General features: G+C 37.3%; 15 protein-coding genes. 2 read left to right on the forward strand and 13 right to left on the reverse strand.

The features are described from left to right. Positions 1-148: 148 nt before the first annotated feature. Positions 149-442, forward strand: coding sequence for a cytochrome c (locus KIK00_RS14245; RefSeq protein ID WP_062676044.1), 294 nt, complete (start codon positions 149-151; stop codon positions 440-442). Between the two features lie 20 nt (positions 443-462). Continuing rightward, entirely contained in the window at positions 463-750 is a 288-nt protein-coding gene (locus KIK00_RS14250) for a c-type cytochrome (RefSeq protein ID WP_255813043.1), read from the forward strand. A gap of 46 nt (positions 751-796) precedes the next feature. Here the strand turns inward: KIK00_RS14250 and KIK00_RS14255 are convergent, their stop codons facing one another. The 13 genes from KIK00_RS14255 to KIK00_RS14315 form a co-directional block, all read right to left on the reverse strand. Beyond that, positions 797-1,303, reverse strand: coding sequence for a hypothetical protein (locus KIK00_RS14255; RefSeq protein WP_255813044.1), 507 nt, complete (start codon positions 1,301-1,303; stop codon positions 797-799). Next, positions 1,290-1,988, reverse strand: coding sequence for a peptide chain release factor H (prfH, locus tag KIK00_RS14260; RefSeq protein WP_255813045.1), 699 nt, complete (start codon positions 1,986-1,988; stop codon positions 1,290-1,292). The genes KIK00_RS14255 and prfH overlap by 14 nt, the downstream gene beginning before the upstream one ends. A 3-nt stretch (positions 1,989-1,991) precedes the next feature. After that, positions 1,992-2,537 (reverse strand): nucleotidyltransferase family protein, encoded by a 546-nt coding sequence (locus KIK00_RS14265; protein ID WP_255813046.1) that lies wholly within the window; start codon positions 2,535-2,537, stop codon positions 1,992-1,994. Positions 2,538-2,611: 74 nt separating this feature from the next. After that, entirely contained in the window at positions 2,612-4,003 is a 1,392-nt protein-coding gene (locus KIK00_RS14270; protein WP_255813047.1) for an RtcB family protein, read from the reverse strand. A gap of 27 nt (positions 4,004-4,030) precedes the next feature. Further along, the gene (locus KIK00_RS14275) at positions 4,031-4,768 is read right to left on the reverse strand and encodes a hypothetical protein (RefSeq protein ID WP_255813048.1); all 738 of its coding nucleotides are present in this window, start codon (positions 4,766-4,768) and stop codon (positions 4,031-4,033) included. 407 nt (positions 4,769-5,175) lie between these two features. Continuing rightward, positions 5,176-5,307, reverse strand: coding sequence for a hypothetical protein (locus KIK00_RS14280; RefSeq protein ID WP_255813049.1), 132 nt, complete (start codon positions 5,305-5,307; stop codon positions 5,176-5,178). A gap of 120 nt (positions 5,308-5,427) precedes the next feature. Next, entirely contained in the window at positions 5,428-7,548 is a 2,121-nt protein-coding gene (gene scpA / locus KIK00_RS14285) for a methylmalonyl-CoA mutase (protein WP_255813050.1), read from the reverse strand. Between the two features lie 138 nt (positions 7,549-7,686). Then, positions 7,687-10,740, reverse strand: coding sequence for a reprolysin-like metallopeptidase (locus tag KIK00_RS14290; RefSeq protein ID WP_255813051.1), 3,054 nt, complete (start codon positions 10,738-10,740; stop codon positions 7,687-7,689). A gap of 137 nt (positions 10,741-10,877) precedes the next feature. Next, the gene (locus KIK00_RS14295; protein ID WP_255813052.1) at positions 10,878-12,980 is read right to left on the reverse strand and encodes a prolyl oligopeptidase family protein; all 2,103 of its coding nucleotides are present in this window, start codon (positions 12,978-12,980) and stop codon (positions 10,878-10,880) included. Between the two features lie 95 nt (positions 12,981-13,075). Next, on the reverse strand, positions 13,076-13,753 hold the full coding sequence (locus KIK00_RS14300; protein ID WP_255813053.1) for a hypothetical protein: 678 nt from the start codon (positions 13,751-13,753) through the stop codon (positions 13,076-13,078). Positions 13,754-13,832: 79 nt separating this feature from the next. Further along, positions 13,833-14,918 carry a peptide chain release factor 1 gene (gene prfA / locus KIK00_RS14305; RefSeq protein WP_047377286.1) on the reverse strand — a complete coding sequence of 362 codons (1,086 nt, stop codon included), beginning with the start codon at positions 14,916-14,918 and terminating at the stop codon, positions 13,833-13,835. 146 nt (positions 14,919-15,064) lie between these two features. Next, positions 15,065-16,375, reverse strand: coding sequence for an APC family permease (locus tag KIK00_RS14310; protein ID WP_255813054.1), 1,311 nt, complete (start codon positions 16,373-16,375; stop codon positions 15,065-15,067). A gap of 7 nt (positions 16,376-16,382) precedes the next feature. Further along, positions 16,383-18,806 (reverse strand): TonB-dependent siderophore receptor, encoded by a 2,424-nt coding sequence (locus KIK00_RS14315; protein ID WP_255813055.1) that lies wholly within the window; start codon positions 18,804-18,806, stop codon positions 16,383-16,385. Positions 18,807-18,870 lie beyond the last annotated feature (64 nt).

Raw genomic sequence — 18,870 nt, forward strand, 5'->3', positions numbered from 1 at the left:
ATGAAGCAAAAGACTTAAAATTGTCTTCATTCTGAATTACCGATTTTTCACGAATTTAATTTTTATTTCTTCTAAATTAAAACTAGAACGCCCTGTATCAAAGGCTTAAGGAATTTATTACATTTGTTATATATCAAAAAGAAGAAACATGAAAAAACTCATTGCTGCGGCTTCGTTTACTGCTATTTTGCTGGTTTCCTGTACGCCGAAAGCTTCTACATCCGCTACTACTGCAGGAACTTCAACATCTACTGCAGAACAGATTGCTCAAGGGAAAACTATTTTCGAAAACTCTTGTGGAAGATGTCATAAGTTACCTGATCCTGCTTCACATAATCCTGTACAATGGGTAGGAATCATGAATTCTATGGCTCCAAAGGCAAAACTGACGGATGAGCAGCACCAATGGGTTTATGATTATATTGTTTCTGTGAAGAAGTAATCATCAAACAAAAATATAGTATGAAAAAACTCATCTTAACTGGTATCGCAGCATCAGCATTTCTGGTATCCTGCGGACCAAAAAGTGTGGCTGTAACAGGGCCAAAGTATACGTCATCTGAGCAGTTGACACAGGGAAAAACCATTTTTGAAAACTCCTGTGCAAAATGTCATAAGCTGCCAGAACCTACCAAGCATGACGACAAGGGATGGATCAACACTTTAAGCAGAATGGCTCCAAAGGCTAAACTGACTGATGACCAGCATCAAATGGTGTATGACTATTTGATCTCTGTAAATAAAAAATAAGCTTTCTAACGAAAGCTTATTTTTTTTAAATATGGTTTAAAACAGATTATTCCGTCTTTTTTCTTGTTCTGGCTCTGGCTGCTTTTGCTCTCACAAATTTTTCTCGTTCTTCAAGTACTTCAAGCGTAGTTTTGCAGCAAGTGAATTGTTTGGCTTCTTTAAGCACTTCCAAGGCTAATTTATACTCGTTTTTTCTTTCCAGTAAGAAAGATTTACAATTCAGGATTTCAGCCTTATCAATTCCTTTTATCTTAAGAGCAAATTCAATTAATTTTTCTGCTTCTTTATAATCTTCATTATTCAAAAGACATTCAATGTAATATTTGGGAGTATTGATATTTCCAATGTTACTCTGCATGGCTTCATCAAAGTAATTTTTAGCTGTTTCATAATCCTTCAATTCTTCTGAATATACTCTTCCCATCAGACAAAGGCTGTCGGCATCTTCAGGTTCATAAGACAAAGCATAGTTAAGCGCATCCAGGCATTCAGAAAGATTGAATGGAAAGTAGTCTAATGCTTCAAAATAATATTTACTTTTAGTTAAGGTCATTTCTGTAGTTTTTGAGTTCATTTTTTAAGACATTCCTTTGTTTTCTGAACGTCCTGTCTTCATAATTCTTTTTAAAATCTGTTCCTGAAAATGTCCGAACCGGATTTCCACGTTCTACCTGCATCTGAAGAGACCAGGTTTCTTTCAGCTTTCTTTCCAGTTGTTGAATATAACCAGCCATTACCTTTTCTTTGAGTCTGATAACGGATAATTTTTTATTCTCCAGCTGTGAGCGCGAGTCCTGTACAAACACTGTTTCTCTTGTAGGGATATGAGTGGCGCGTACAGCAGTATTCACCTTGTTTACATTTTGCCCGCCGCTTCCCTGACTTCTCGTTGTTTGAAAACGGATATCTTTTTCATTGAAATCTATCATTTTTACATCTTCAAGTTCAAAGATTCCGATAAACCAATTGCTTCTTTTGTGCAATTTCCTGAATGTACTTTTTCCTGTCCAGCAAATGCTTCCCAGCCAGTTTTTTAAAAATAAGGTTAGGTCTTTTCCTTTTAAAAGTATGGTCACAGACTTTAATGTCAGGTTTTCATCACCATTTTCACGATGAATGATTTCGTATTCTATTGTATTTTGTTTTGCCTCTTCAAGAAAGGTCTTCAGAACCTTTGCTACTACCCATTGGCATTCTAAAGGACCTCTTCCTGAAGTGATCTGTATTAATTTTTCCATTTTTTATGTTGGCATTTTGCTTAATAAAGGGTGCCCTACCGGATCTATCCCCTTTTGTAATAAATCTTTTGCAGCCATTACTGCCCAGCATTTGTCACTGGAATGAATATTTCTGTAAAATGAAAGTAAAATATCAGGTTTCACAACGGTAAACCCATGGGTTTCGATAGTTTCAAGGTCATCTCTTTCAAAGAAATCTATGGTAATTCTGTGAAATTTTTCGTTTTCCAGTTCTACTGTTTTCTCATACCTGCGAAAGTTTTCCTCACTCGGCAGATGGTCATATCGGGTCCAGACTTTCTGGAATCCTTCCTGCTGAAGAATGATAACTACTTCTGCTATATTCTCTTTTTTTACAAAAACATCAATATCCTTGTGGTCATGAGCATGTTTGTATTCTGTATGTCCTGTTTCAGACATGAAATGCCATGCCCAGCCACCTGATATGATGACTTTTTCTTTTAATTTATCTAAAATTTCGAGTCCTGACTGGATTCTGAATTCCGGCCAGATTTCACCGTATCTTTTTATGTTATGTGGTGCTCCCATTTTTTGTTTTTTTATTGAACATTTTAAACCTTATAGGTTTTGGAAACCTATAAGGCTGTAAAATATTAGATTAATTATCTGTCCATTCTCACAATTCTTGGCTGGAAAGTTCCCAGAATATCTACCAATTCGCTCTGTGCATTCATCACTTCGTTGATGTCTTTATAGGCCATAGGTGCTTCTTCTGCATTTCCGCCCATCAGTATGACATTTTTAAGCTTTAATTCTTTTTTAATATCATGCTGAGTGAAAAGGCTTCTGCATTCTCCTCTTGAATGGGCTCTTCCGGCGCCATGTGATGCTGAATTCAGAGATTCCGGGTTTCCTTTTCCGCGAACAATGAATCCTTTTGCTGTCATAGATCCTGGGATCATTCCCAGTTCGTTTTCATTGGCAGGAGTAGCTCCTTTGCGGTGAACAATCACTTCTTTACCGTTATGGATTTCTTTCCAAGCAAAGTTGTGATGGTTTTCAATTCTGGCTTTTACTCTTCCACCGACTGCTTTTACCAGCCTTCTGTGGATATCGTCATGACAGGCTGAAGCATAATCTCCGGCAAGATTCATCGCTGTCCAGTATTCCAGTCCAAGGTGTGTGCTAAGGTCCAACCAGGCGAAGTTTTGAGCTTCTTTTGGTAACGGGCACTGTTCTGTTGCCACTCTTGAGTAATACTGTGCGATCTCTGCTCCGAGACCTCTCGAACCGCTGTGAGATAAGATTCCCAGATATTTTCCTTTCGGCAGGCCAATCTGTTCGTCTTCTTCGGTGATTTCCACTTCTCCGAATTCTACAAAATGATTTCCTCCGCCCGAGGATCCCATCTGTTTGATTGCTTTTCCCTTTAATCTTCTTAAGATCGGGATCATATCGAATGTATCTCTTTCGAAAATCTCATGATCTATGTGAGATTTATGCGTTTCATACATTCCAAATTTTGTATGTTCGGCAAGAGCTTTTTCATATTTATCTCTTGCTCCTTCAAGATATGAAACGGGTGTATCCAAAATGCTGAGGCTCATTCTGCAGCCAATATCCATTCCTACTCCGTAAGGGATTACTGCATTTTCCACTGCCAGAACTCCTCCTATTGGAAGTCCGTACCCGCTGTGGGCATCAGGCATTAATGCTCCCTGAGTAGAAATAGGCAGTTTCAAAGCAGTGTATAACTGATTTTTTGCCTCTTCTGAAATATTGTTTCCAAAAATCTGAAATGCAGCACGCTGTGAATTCAGCATTCTTTTTTCTGTTTTTTTGGATGAAAGAAGGGTTTCTGCAATTTGTCCGAAGGTGAGATCTTTTTCAAAATTCTCCGGATTCAGCAGGATTTCCTTTAAAAGAGATTTTACGTGATGAATATTTTTCGTTGCAAAATTTCTTTTCATGACTTCCAATGCTACGTTTACGCTTTGATTATTTGGATAGCCCAGTTTTAATATATCTTTTCCTTTTAGTTTTAAATTTCCCATTGTTTTAGTTTTAAATAACAGTTGGACCTATAAGTCCTGTAAGCTTTCTGCAATCTCTGTTGCAGACATTGTGCAGGTAACATATTTCCTGCTTTTGATAAGTGGAATATCTTCTCTTTTCCTTTTCCATGGATATGATCTGCCATAAATTGTTTTGTGGATAATTCCTACAATTTTATACTGCCCCAAATAATCGTCCAGTTCTGCACATTCTTTTTCTAATTCAAAGTTTACAGGCTTATAGTGGGTAATCATATTGGGTCTTGTACGCAGGATAAATCTCCAGGATTCGGTAAATTCGTAGTAAGGCACATAAGTCTTCCGGCCAGAACAGTATTCTTCCTGTTTCAAAAAATACTGTCTCTCCCTTGGCGTAAGACCAAATTTTGGATCATTCCAGGAATATGAAGAGATCTGTTTGAGCTTTTGTTCTTTCGCTACATATATTCTTCGCCCGAATTTTCTTTTCTTTTTCAAAAACTGACGGCTTTCAGAATACATGTAAGTATTGATCTTCTTCAAAATTTCTTCAAAGAAATCTCCATCTTTAGATCTCATTACATCTTCCCTTACCGCAAAGAATCTTACAAATCCTCTTTGATAAGGTTTATCCAAAGGAATCCATGGGGTATTTCGTCTTATGTCCCAAAGTTCATCACTAAGTTGATATTTTTTTCTTATCTGCTTTTCTACATCTTTTCTAATTGTTCTTTTTCTGCTTCTCACGCTTCTCAGCCGGGAAAACAGAAGGTTATCATTTTCCATTGTTCACAGAAGTCTGATGTGAGATAGTAAAAGTTCATTTTTATCTCACACAACTTTTAATCAACTAAAATACTAGTTGAATGGATTAATAATAGACAGCAATAGTTTTGAGGGTGTATAACTCATCCTATTTTGTCTGTAATGACACTAAAAAAAGATTTCGGGTAAACCTGGGAGTTTGAAATATTGCGCAATAAAAAACCCGAAATCTCTACGACTTCGGGTTTTGATATTGTATTGTACTGTTATTCTAAGAATGTACCAAACCGCGAAGCCTTACCACCATAAGTGGCAATCCAACTGTAGAATTCTGATTTGTTCTGAACATTGCTTCGTTGTTTTAATTGGTTAAACTTGATTTTCAGGTGCAAATATATAAATTTTTCTGAAAATCAAAAATATTTTTTTCACTTAAGGTGAATAATGCTGAGAAAAATGGCATCAATCACTTTTGTCATTCTCTTTGTATCTAATGTTTCCAAAGTATCTGTGGTTTCATGGTAGTTTTTATTTCTGAAGAAAGAAGTATCGGTGATCATGAGTGCGGGAAAGTCAAAATTCCAATAGTTCAGATGATCGGAAAAGTCTATTCTTGCTACATATTTTTCAGATTCATAGGTTACGTTTTAATTTCTATGTTGAAATTAAAACTTTTCTGTTTATTTTTCTAAAAATCTTTCCAGAATTTCCACTGCACATTTCGGAAGGTTGGTTCCAGGTCCGAAAATAAAGTCAGCACCATTGGCATAAAGGAATTCATAATCCTGTTGGGGAATTACTCCTCCTACAACGATGGTAATATCATCTGCTCCCAGTTTGGATAATTCTTCCACTACCTGCGGAACTAATGTTTTGTGCCCGGCCGCTAATGAAGATACTCCTAAAATATGAATATCATTTTCCACGGCCTGCTTAGCTACTTCTTCCGGTGTCTGGAACAATGGAGCCACATCCACATCAAATCCCATATCGGCAAATGCTGTTGCTACTACTTTTGCTCCTCTGTCATGCCCATCCTGTCCCATTTTAGCTACCATAAGCCTTGGGCGGCGTCCTTCTTCTTCTTCAAATTTCTGAGTCAGATTAAGGGCTTTTTCAAAATATTCGTTTTTACCGGCATTCATTGCGTATACACCAGAAATTGTTTTAATATTTGCTTTATATCTTCCGAAGGTTTCTTCCATGGCATCACTCATTTCGCCAAGGGTAACTCTTCTTCTTGCTGCTTCGATACATAATGCTAGAAGGTTTCCTTTTCCTGTTTTGGCGCTTTCGCGGATTTCATTCAGGATTTGGTCAACAGCATCGGTATTTCTTTCAGCTTTGATAGTATTCAGTCTTTCGATCTGTTTTCTGCGGACTTCTGTATTATCAATATCTAAGATTTCTATTTGGTCTTGTTTTAATGAGGATTTGAATGAATTCACTCCGATAATGAATTCTTCTCCACTGTCGATTTTCGCTTGTTTCTTAGCTGCAGCTTCTTCAATTCTCATTTTTGGAATTCCGGCTTCGATAGCTTTGGTCATTCCTCCTTCCTGTTCTACCTCATCAATATACCTCATCGCTTCTTCGATCATTTGCTGAGTAAGGCTTTCTACAAGGTTGCTTCCTCCCATCGGATCTACCACATCACATATTCCGCTTTCCTGCTGAAGAATGATCTGTGTATTTCTTGCAATTTTTGCAGAATAGTCTGTAGGAAGGGCAATAGCTTCATCCAGTGCATTAGTGTGCAGTGACTGTGTTCCTCCTAATGCTGAAGATAAAGCTTCAATAGCTGTTCTTGTAATATTATTGAAAGGTTCCTGCTCTGTCAGAGACCATCCAGAAGTCTGGGAGTGGGTTCTTAATGCAAGAGATTTTGGATTCTGAGGATTAAACTGTTTTAAAAGGGTTGCCCAGATATATCTTGCAGCACGCATTTTAGCAATTTCCATGAAATGATTCATCCCGATTGCCCAGAAGAAAGATAGCCTTGGTGCGAAATCGTCTACGTTCATTCCTGCTTTTATTCCTGTTCTTACATATTCAAGTCCGTCTGCCAGTGTGTATGCCATTTCAAGTACTGGTGTAGCACCTGCTTCCTGCATATGGTATCCTGAAATAGAAATAGAATTGAATTTGGGAATATTTTGCGAAGTGTATTCAAAAATATCTGCGATGATCTTCATGGAAGGTGCAGGCGGATAGATGTAAGTATTTCTTACCATGAATTCTTTTAAAATATCATTCTGAATAGTTCCCGAAAGCAAATCCTGTTTTACGCCTTGTTCTTCTGCGGCTACGATATAGAAAGACAAAATGGGAAGTACGGCTCCATTCATTGTCATGGATACTGAAATCTGATCCAGTGGAATTTCATTGAAAAGGATTTTCATGTCTTCCACAGAGTCGATGGCAACTCCTGCTTTTCCTACATCTCCCACCACCCTTGAATGGTCAGAGTCATATCCCCTGTGTGTTGCGAGGTCAAATGCTACTGAAAGTCCTTTCTGACCTGCAGCAAGATTTCTTCTGTAAAAAGCGTTGGATTCTTCGGCAGTAGAAAACCCTGCATATTGGCGGACCGTCCATGGTTTTTGAACATACATAGTGGAATACGGTCCTCTCAGATAGGGAGCAATTCCTGGAGAAGTCTGTGTTAAGGATTCATCTTTTACATCTTTTTTCTCATAGGATGATTTGAGTTCAAGCCCGTCTTTTTCAAAATTGTAAATCTCTCTTTCCTGAGGTGATACACTAAAATCCGGTTTTTTCACAGAAATTGTCTTTCGCATTCCAATTATTTTTGTCTCCGTAAAGTTAATTTTTTTGAACGAAACATGAAACTTCTGTTAACGTTCTGTTTTTCCAGTTTTTAGGGAAAGAAAAAGGCCGGGCAAATGCCCGGCCTTTCTTATTGGTATATCGTCTGCTTATTTTTTGATAAGCTTCGTATTGTAAGTATTTTTATCATCTTTGATAGTGATTACATACATACCTTTGATTAATGAAGCAACATTAATTCTTTGTCCATCAATCTGTCCTTCCTGAGCTAATCTTCCGTCAGCAGTATAGATTTTATAATCTGCTTTTCCTTTAAGGTTTTTCACTTCTACGAAAGTATCTGCAGGATTCGGGTAAATTGAAATTTCAGTTGATTTTACATCTTTTGTTTCGTTTACGGCAAGAGTACCTGTAATTTTCACAGGCAGATCCATTACTGAACCTCCTCCAGTTGAGATGTCTCCACATGCACTTGCTAAAGCAGCAGTATTATACTTAGTAACAATTCTCATTCTTAAAAGCTTATCTCCAGCATATGTTGTTGAAGGCACTGTAAAGTTTTGTGCTCCAAAACTTACACTACCTGGAGGAACTCCTCCTGAAACAGTAATTACTCTTTCAGATATCTCAAACACTCCATTTCTGTTATAATCAATCCAAACAGAAAGATTTAAAGGAACATTCGAGTTACTAAATGCTTGTCTCACTACAGGTGTAATAGCGTATGCTGTTCCCTGAACCAAATTAACAATCTTACTAGGATCCTCAGATAAATCTTTATATGATCTTAATGAAGGATCATCATAAACAAGGTTTGATATTGTTACTTTTCTGATTGCTCCGACATACGATGTCCCCGAATTCATTATACAGTAATCTATTCCAGTCTTTAAGCCATTTGTTTTAAATACATAATTATTAGAGAATGCACCAGGAACACTATTTACCACAGCTGCTACCTGTACTTCATAATTTGTTTCATCTTCAAGACCTGTTAATACAACTGAATTCGTTGTACTTGTTGTATTTGACCAGCTTGAAACGCCTTGTTTTCTATAGTTAACAGAATAAGTTGCTCCAGGTACGCTATTCCAAGATGCTCTGGCTGTTGTCTTAAACACCTCTGTGCTTATTGTTGTAAGCCCTGTTGGAGCAGCAGTTGTAGAAGTAGGTGCATCTGCAACAGTAACCTGAGGAGAAACAGCATAGAAAACGTTACCAATTGATGATACTCTCAACTTAATTGGTGTCGTAATTGTATTTGGCATCTGCACTGTGAAGCTACCTGTATTAGGTGTAGAAGCTACTAAGTCTGTCCAGGTTGCTCCATTATCTGAAGTATAATCAATCTTTACGTTAGGTGAGTTATAAGGAGCTGTATTTGTATTGGCTACTTCCCACTGAATAACGTTATTAGCATTTTTATACAGTACCGATGATGCAGTAAGTCCATTAAATTTGAAAGGACCATCATTACCAATAACTGTATTAACCTCTGAAGAAGATAGCATTGGTCTTTGTGCATTTTGATCTCTAACAGTTACGGCATAACTTAAAGTTCTAGGAACATAAGATACAGTTTCCCAGTTTGGGTTTGGATTATTTGCTGCGTCTGTTTTATTCGTAAGAATTCCATTCATCACTAGAGGAAGGCTTGGGAAATATCTTCTTCCACTAGCTGTTCCAAAACGGGATCTTGTCAAAGCACCCTGTGTATTGTATCCCCATCCTGTATCTCCGGAAATTGAAGCTAGGGCGGTAACACTATTTGTCTGTTCCCATGTGTAATTAATAGCATCTCCTTCTGCATCTGTTGCGGATGCATCAAGATAATAGGCGGTTCCTTTAGGAACTGTATATGACGTAAGTGCCGCTATTACAGGTGGTGTATTATTAGTAATATTTTCTGACGTACCACATGTTGCAGGCTTACCTTCTAAATTCGTTAAAATCTGATCCACGGATTTATAGTGGAAATAGGCATCTGAAGACATTTGAACATTATCACTTGTAATCCCCGCATATCCCATAATAGTAGTTCCTCCTCCTGGTTCTACATTAACATTACTTCCTTCCGATTTATTTGAAAATGTATGATTCCCTCCTAGCTGATGCCCCATTTCATGAGCTACATAATCAATATCAAAAGAATCTCCACTTGGAATATTATTAGATGGTGAAGTAAATCCTGATCCTTTACCCGCAGGTACACTAGTGGTTGGATCGACACATATACAACCGATACATCCGGCATTTCCACCTCCTCCTGAAGCACCGAATAAGTGTCCGATATCATAGTTTGCATTGGTTACCTCAGCTGTCATAGCATTCTGAAGTTCCAGATTCCAAGCTCCATCTACGCCATCATCAGCAATTGAATAAGGGTCTGTATTTGGATCTGTATAGATAATATTTGGGAAATTCTGAACCAATAATTTTATTCCAAAATCTTTTTGAAATACTCCATTCACACGGCTCATCGTATTGTTAATAGCAACCAATGCCGGGGCTCTCTTTTGATCATCTGTAGCTGTAGCTGGTACACCTGCCAAATTCATAAAATATTGGGTATACTCTCCTGTAACAGAAACTGCCAATCTGTAAGTTCTGAATTTTGTACTTGATGGTCTGTTGGTTATTCCTACGTTAGAAAGAGTCTTTTTTCCATTAGCTTCTAATGCTTTTATGTCTTTAAAATTCTTTTCTTCTGTAGCACATTCAAATCCGTGTTCGCTTTCTGTTCTGTTTGTTTTATAGAAAACACCATAAATCTGTTTATCTGTAGTAATAGGTTCTATGAACTGAAACTTTCCGTCTTTGATAATCATTGACTGCATTTCAGTAGGCGCAGTACTGAATCTTACATATTTACCAGGATCATCTATCCCTACCCCTACATAAGATCCTAACTGATATCTGTCTGCCATAGATTTTTCCATAACAGGATCACTATATACTGCAAACTTTTCAATTTTCCCTTCTGCTGTAGGTAGAGAAACTACAACAGCCTGAGCTCCTTTTCCTGTTTCTACGGCATCTTTTAAAATATTCCTAAGAGACTGCAAGTCAAATCTGTAAGAATACTGTACTTCCACTTCTTTTCTGATTTGAGACGTTCTTTGTGAAGCCGGCTCCCACCTCTGTGCATTAAAGCTAGACAGCCCAGCGGCCAAAGCACAAACCAGTAAAATTCTTTTTTTCATAATTACTTAATTAATTTAGAATTAATAAACTTTTAATATCCGTCATAAAAATAAGGAATATAAACAATAACTCCATAAAAAAGCCAGCTAATTTTCAACAAAAAAGCTGGCTTTATAAATACTATATTTTTTTAGAGTTATTTCTTTATTCCCATCTCAAATAAAGCAAATGAAATAAGATCTGCATTTTCACTGATTACCTGATCTGTTGCTCTTCCCGCCCCGTGACCTGCGTTCTTTTCAATTCTTAAAAGGATAGGATTTTTGCATCCTTGTTTTTCCTGAAGCTCTGCACCGAATTTGAATGAGTGAGCAGGAACAACCCTATCGTCATGATCACTGGTAATGATCATAGTAGATGGGTAGCAAGTTCCTGCTTTTACATTGTGTACAGGAGAATAGGATTTAAGGTATTCAAACATTTCTTTACTGTCTTCTGCAGTACCATAGTCATAAGACCATCCTGCTCCGGCTGTAAATTTATTATACCTCAACATATCCAAAACACCAACTCCCGGGAAGGCTACTTTAGCAAGATCCGGTCTCATCGTCATTGTTGCACCAACCAATAATCCTCCATTTGATCTTCCTGAAAGAGCCATGTATTCTTTTGAAGTATATCCTTTGCTTTGAAGATATTCCCCTGCAGCAATAAAGTCTTCAAAAACATTTTTCTTTTGTTGTTTTGTTCCGGCATCGTGCCATTTTTTACCATACTCACCTCCTCCACGAATGTTTGGAACAGCGTAAATACCGCCATTTTCCATCCAGATAGCATTTACTACAGAGAACGAAGGCTGTAAGCTGATGTTGAAACCTCCGTAAGAGTATAGGATAGTAGGATTTTTACCGTCAAGCTTAGTTCCTTTTTTATAATTGATCATCATAGGAACTTTTGTACCGTCTTTTGAAGTATAGAATACCTGTTCTGAAACATAATCATCCGGATTAAACTTCACTTTAGGTTTTTGATACACTTCAGATTTTCCTGAGTCTACATTGAATTTATAAGTGGTTCCCGGTGTAATATAATTGCTGAAAGAAAAGTAAACATCTTTCTCTTTTTCTTTTCCACCGAATCCTGAAATATTTCCCTTACCTGGAAGCGCAATTTCTCTGATCAGTTTTCCAGCTTTATCAAACTGTTTTACCTGATCTATGGCATCAATCATATAGGTTGCAAAGAAATATCCACCGCCTGAAGAAATTCCTAACACATTTTCAGTTTGTGGAATTACATCCTTCCATGTGGCCGGAGCAGGATTGCTTATTGTTGTTTTTACAAGACGCATATTTGGAGCATCTTTGTCTGTAAAAATGAAAAGATCATCACCTTGTGTATCTACAATACTGGCATTGATATCAAATCCGTTTACAATCTGTACAAAGTCTCCTCCTTTCTGAAGGTCTTTGATATACAATTCATTACCATTGGTAGCATTAGCTGCGGAGATGATCAGATATCTCTGATCTTCAGAAACACCTGCACCTAAGTATCTTCTTGGTGTTTTATCTCCTCCAAAGATCAATTTATCTTCAGATTGTTTTGTTCCCAATTTATGAAAGTATACTTTGTGTTTATCTGTCATACCGGAAAGCACAGTTCCCTCTTTCGGTTTATCGTAGCTTGAATAATAGAATCCTTCATCTCCCTGCCATGAAATTCCACTGAATTTTACATCCAGTAAAGTCTCATCAATCTGTTTTTTGGTAACAGCATCAATGATGATAATCTTGTTCCAGTCACTTCCTCCTTCAGAAATAGAGTAAGCAGCAAGGTTCCCTTTTTTATTGAATGAAAGATTGGAAAGAGAAGTCGTTCCTTTTTCCGAAAATTTATTAGGATCTAAAAATACTTCTGTAGCATTGGTCTTGTTGTTTGTTCTGTACAAAACAGACTGCGCCTGCAAACCATCGTTTTTATAATAATAGGTATAATCTCCCTCTTTGAAAGGGGCTGAAATTTTTTCATAGTTCCAGATTTCCTTCAACTGATTTTTAATTTTATCCCTGAACGGAATTTTAGAAAGATAATTCTGACTGTAAGCAACTTCTTCATCTACCCATTTTTTTGTAGGTTCCGAATCGTTTTCCAAATCTCTGAAAGGATCAGAAACCGCATTTCCGAAATAGGTATCTGTCTGGCTTCCTTTTAATGCCTTAGGATAAATCATTTTCTGAGAATAAAAAGATGCTGAAAATAAAACTCCAGCGGTTAACAATATAGGTTTAAAATTCATACTGATCGGTTTTTCTCAAAAATACGCAAAGTATGTGAAATAAAAAAAGCCCCTTTACATTGGGACTTTTTATTCTTTACAGGATAGTTTTTCAACTATTCATTTGCTCCGAAGCTTTCAAAATAGAAGTCGGTAAGATTGGTAACAATCTCATCAGGACTTCCGTTCCAATAGTATATTTTATCGCCTTCTTTAAGTTCGTAAAGATTAAAATTCTGATCGGTTGTTACTGTTTTATCAGCATTTTTGAAGTCCTGAACCGCCTGAATCAAATATTTTTTCAGATCCTCAGCTTTTACTTTACTAATATCACCCTTTGGCCCGGAGGTTAATTTTGAAGGAACCAGAAAGCTTACAGAATAACTTATTTCTGCAATTTTTTGCCCTTCAACGTATTCATTCGGGACAACTTTTACGTTTTTAACAGTTAGTTTTCCTGTTTTAAAATTCCCAAACATCGCGGTGAAGTACTCTTCCGCCTCTTTTTTGCAAGCTGCAGCTGTAGCCTTAGGGAAAGCAGACAGGAAATTCTCTACACTGCCGTTCATCATTTCTTTTGAAGTTTCTTTAAAATCTACCTGGTAAGCATTCTGCCCTTCTACTGTTGGTTTTAAATAATCATTCAGCTTATTCAATGCTGCGTCGTCATTATTCACAAAAGTTCCGAAGAACAGCTCAAATGCTTCTTTAGGTTTCTTTACTTCAGTTTGAGCCATAAGGTGCTGCCCCATCATGGTAAGCAGCAACAGCAAAATAATTTTGTAGTTTTTCATAGTGTATATTTTATATTTAGTTATTTGAAAAAGCAAAGCCCCTGAAGGATCAGAGGCTTAGTTTTTATTTCTTTTAATTTTAATAATTTTCTTCTTCCCCCTTCATCTTCTCTGCATTTTCCGCCATGATTACGGCATCAATCATTTCAGAAATATCTCCATTCATGTAAGCATCAAGGTTGTACATAGACTTGTTGATTCTATGATCTGTAACTCTTCCCTGAGGATAGTTGTATGTTTTAATTTTTGCAGAACGGTCACCGGTAGAAACCATAGATTTACGCTGTGCAGCAATATCTCCCTGTACTTTCTGCAATTCGATATCGTATAATTTTGTTCTTAGCATTTCCATCGCCAACTCACGGTTAGCTAACTGAGAACGAGCCTGCTGACATACCACTACAAGTCCTGAAGGCTTATGGGTAAGCTGAACTTTCGTTTCAACTTTGTTTACGTTCTGACCTCCTGCACCTCCTGAACGTGAGGTCTGCATTTCAATATCAGCCGGATTCAATTCAAAATCTACTTCTTCAGCTTCCGGAAGAACAGCAATTGTGATGGCAGAGGTGTGCACTCTTCCCTGAGATTCTGTTTCAGGTACACGCTGTACACGGTGAACTCCGGATTCAAATTTCATGATTCCGTAAACACCTTCTCCTTCCACTTTCATAATCAATTCCTTGTATCCCTTTGCTGCTTCATTAGAATCTGTTACTTCATGTCTCCATCCTTTTGTTTTGAAATACATGGTATACATTCTGTAGATATCTTCCACGAAGATAGCTGCTTCATCACCACCTGTTCCGGCGCGTAATTCCACGATAACGTTTTTGTCATCGGCAGGATCTTTAGGAATCAGTAATACTTTCAGCTCTTCTTCCAATCCTGGAATTTTAGCCTGAGCTTCCAGCTTTTCTTCTTTAGCAAGATCTACCAAATCTCTGTCTGAACCGTCTGCGATAATTTCTTCAGATTCTGCAATACTGTCCAGCGCTCCTTTATACTGATCATAAACTCTTACAATTTTCCCCAAATCACTATATTCTTTGTTCAAAGAAGAATATCTTTTTTGGTCTGAAATGACATCAGGCTGTATAATAAGGTCTGCAACCTCATTATATCTTTGTTTTATAGCTTCTAATTTTGGAATTAATGATTTAGACATTGTAGAAATTTTGTGGGTGCAAAGATAAGGATTATTAATTCAAAATTAAAATTACTGAGCATCATAAATTTTTGAGCATTAGGGATAAAGGAAGCAAAACTGTAAAAAGGTGAATTTATAAATTATATATTAACCTTTCTATACTATTAAGACTTGTTTTGATGTTGCCTGGAAAGTCTTCTGTCAACTAAATATAAAACAATTCCTACGGCTATAATTCCCACTCCAATAAGGCTTTCTTTAGGATTATGAACAAATGTAAAATAGAGAATATAGATACTGAACAATAGAAAAACAGTTGGGAAAATATGGAAAGCATTCGATTTAAAAATTTTCCTGTCTTTTTTCTTAAGGAAGAAGACGGTAGAAATGGCCAGGCTTGCAAAAAGCTGTAAAATAAAAGCTGTATAAACAAAAATTTCTTTAAAACTTCCTGTTAGAATAATAATGGCAGCAATCACTGCATGAGCAAAAATAGCTCTTACAGGAATTCCTTTTGTATTGCCCGTTGATAATGGTTTCCAAATGTACGTATGTTTTGCAAAAGCCTGGGTCAACCTCGAACCGACCCATAAATATCCACTAATTGTTGCAATTAGCTGCAAAGCGATAAAAATATTGACGATCTTTCCAAAAGCAGGACCCAACATATTGACAGCAGCTTCTCCCATCACATCTTCTTTTCCTGCCAACTGGCTCACAGGAGCATGTTTCAGCATAATATAATTCACCAAAATATAGCTTACCGTCACAAAAACAGTTCCGATAATCAAAGATTTTGGAAGGTTTTTCTGAACGTCTTTTATTTCTCCTGCGATATAAGAAGCCGAATTCCAACCTGTGTAGGAATAGGTAACAAATACCAGAGACGTAGCAAATGCAGGAAGCATGATCTCATTTTTCCAGCTGTCACTGAAGTTTAAACTATTGCCAATCTGTGCTGAATCTGAAAGTCCAACACCAAGTATAACCAACACAATAATAAAAGCTATTTTGATGAAAGTGAAAAAGTTATGAAATCTGCTGGATGTTTTTAAACTAAATGATAACGCAATCGCAACCAGGAAAATAGCTGCAATCGCAAAACCGTTTCCAAAGGAATAATCAAATACGGAAAGGTATTTTGACATTGCCAGTGCTGCCAGCGCTACCGGAGAGGAAAATCCGATGATGAGTGAAACCCAGCTTATCAAATATCCGAATATGGGATGATAGGTTTCTTTGAGATAAATAAAATCGCCTCCGTTTCCTTTAAAATGTGAGCCCAATTCTGCGTAGCAAAAAGCTCCGAACAAAGCGAGAACTCCTCCAATGCTCCATAACAGGAAAATACTGTAGGTATTGGTAATATCGGATAACTGAAATCCCAGAGTTGTAAAAATCCCTGTTCCGATCATATTGGAAACAACGATGGCGGCGGCTGTTTTCCAGCCAATCTGATGTGAAGCAGTGCTCATTTAATGATTAAAAGTTAAAATTAAGTCTTCCGAAGAAATAATTCCCCAGTGTTCCCATCTGTACCGGTGCATATTTGAATACACCATAATACGAATTTTCATATATCTGACGATCCGGAAAGACATCAAATACGTTATTGGCTCCTACCGTAAAGTTGATACTTTTTGTGATATCATACCCAACACTGATGTCGGTCACTATTTTCGGCGAGAATTCCTGGACTCCTCCAAATGGATAACCATCTCTTATTACTTTACCAAAATAGGTATTTCTCACGAGAAAATTGAACTTCCCGATTCCATAATTTAATCCTAATGAGGCTTTTGTTTTTGGAGACAGGGTTTCAATGATGTTGATCTGATCCGGTCCAAAAAATTGATTTTGAGGAGTTCCTAAGTTTTCCGGAAAATGGAAGTCTGTGATTTTCGTTTCTGTATAATTTCCGGCCAGATTAATATTCATTTTTCCGTTACCGAGAATCCAATCATATGAAACTACTACATCTACTCCTTTTGTTTCGGTATCAATGGCATTGGCAAAGAATCTTCCGCTTTCGACCTTAAACTGATCCAGCTTCGGATCAGTGATATTGCTGGTAATCACAATTCTATTTTTTACCTTTATCCAATATCCATCTACGGTAATAAATAATCCTTTTACAGGTTTTAAAGTGAATCCAGCACTTGCGTTGACAGAAGTTTCCTGTTTGAGTTTATCGAATCCAAGAATTCTTGCAGCATCACTGTCATTTCTGAAAATTCCTTTGGTTACAATTCCGGAACCAGAGGTCGAAATATCGGCATAAGAGTTATTAAAATACTGCTGTTGAAGAGAGGGTGCTCTGAATCCCGTTCCTACAGCTGCTCTTACTGCATAATTTTCTACGAACTCATATCGTATGGCCAGCTTTCCATTCAAGGTATTTCCAAAATCTGAATAATTTTCAAATCTTGCAGCGGCATCTATATTCAGTTTTTTATCTAAATCATAAGATACATCGCCATATACTGCGGTGGAGTGCCTGTCTTTCTTCAATGCATTGTTTGGAGAAAACCCGATAAAGGACTGAGATCCTCCTGCTCCAAGTACTGTTGATCCTTCAGTAGCAACGTTTCCATTGATGTCATATTGGGTATAAGAAGCTTCATCACCGGCTTTAATCTGGTATTGTTCAAATCTGAATTCTCCACCAAATGCGATATTGAAACGGTTTATATTTTTGGAAACATCAAGATTAATGGCATTTTGAAGGAAGCTATGCGCTCCTGCGTAAAAACGTGTTGGTGATTTTGCCCCGAGAGAAGCATTGTTGGTATTACTCACATTATAATTGAATGTATTGCTTCCGAATGTATTGCTTAGATCCAATAGCCAATCGTTAACATTATATTTTGCACCTACAGCATAAGAAACATCATACACCTGAGACCCAAGAGCTGCCTGAAATCCGTTTGGGTAAATGGATGCAACTACATTGGATGTTTCGCTAGGCAGTCTTCTGAAACCAAATCCTTTTCCTTCTTTGATACTGAAACCTCCGAAAGAATACACTTTAAAATTATCATTAAAAGGGTATTCTGAATTGAAAAACAGCTGTCCCTGTCTGATTTGAGCATCTCCGATCTGAAAATTGAAATCATCGCGAGCCAATCCCCGCTCCTTAATCTTCGCATCATCTGCAGCTCTTGCTGCTTCCGGATCATCTGCAAATGCATAAGCAAAATTATTTCCAAAAATATCAAGATCGTGATTTTGAGTTCTTGTGGTTTTTCCTCTGTGGCTTAACTGTAATGAAAGATTGAGATATCCGTTGTTCTTTCCTAATGAAGTTCCGTAGTTGGCTCCTGCCTGATAGGTATCTCCATCATTTCTCCCAGTCAATCCATACGTAAGACTTGCTGAAGCTCCTGCATTTTTTTTAAGAATAATATTGATCACTCCCGCAATGGCATCAGAACCGTATTGTGCTGCTGCACCGTCTCTTAAGACTTCTATTCTATCAATAGCAATGACAGGAATTGTACTCAGATCTGTTCCTACAGAGCCATTTCCTACTGTATTCTGATAATTGACTAAAGAAGTAGTGTGTCTTCTTTTTCCATTCAGCAATACAAGAACCTGATCAGGTCCCATTCCTCTTAAGGTTACGGGATCAATATGTTCGGTACCATCAGAAGCTGACTGTCTCACTGCATTAAACGATGGGATAACATAATTCAGAAGATCCTGAGCAGTCATTTGTGGAGAACTCCTTTGGATTTTGTCTATATTGATAACATCTACAGGAACCGGTGTTTCCAGTTTGGTTCTTTTGACATTACGGTTTCCAACGATGATAATATCTTCGATTTGTTTTCCTTTTTCCTCATTCTCCTGAGCAGCAACCAAAATTGCTCCAAGCAATAATACAGCTGTACTTAATTTTTTCATTTTTGTTCTTGCCAATTAATAATAACAGTCTGACGGATCTTTCCGCAGATATACAAGACTTCAA

The sequence above is a fragment of the Chryseobacterium sp. MA9 genome (genome assembly GCF_024399315.1).
Classification (GTDB): Bacteria; Bacteroidota; Bacteroidia; order Flavobacteriales; family Weeksellaceae; genus Chryseobacterium.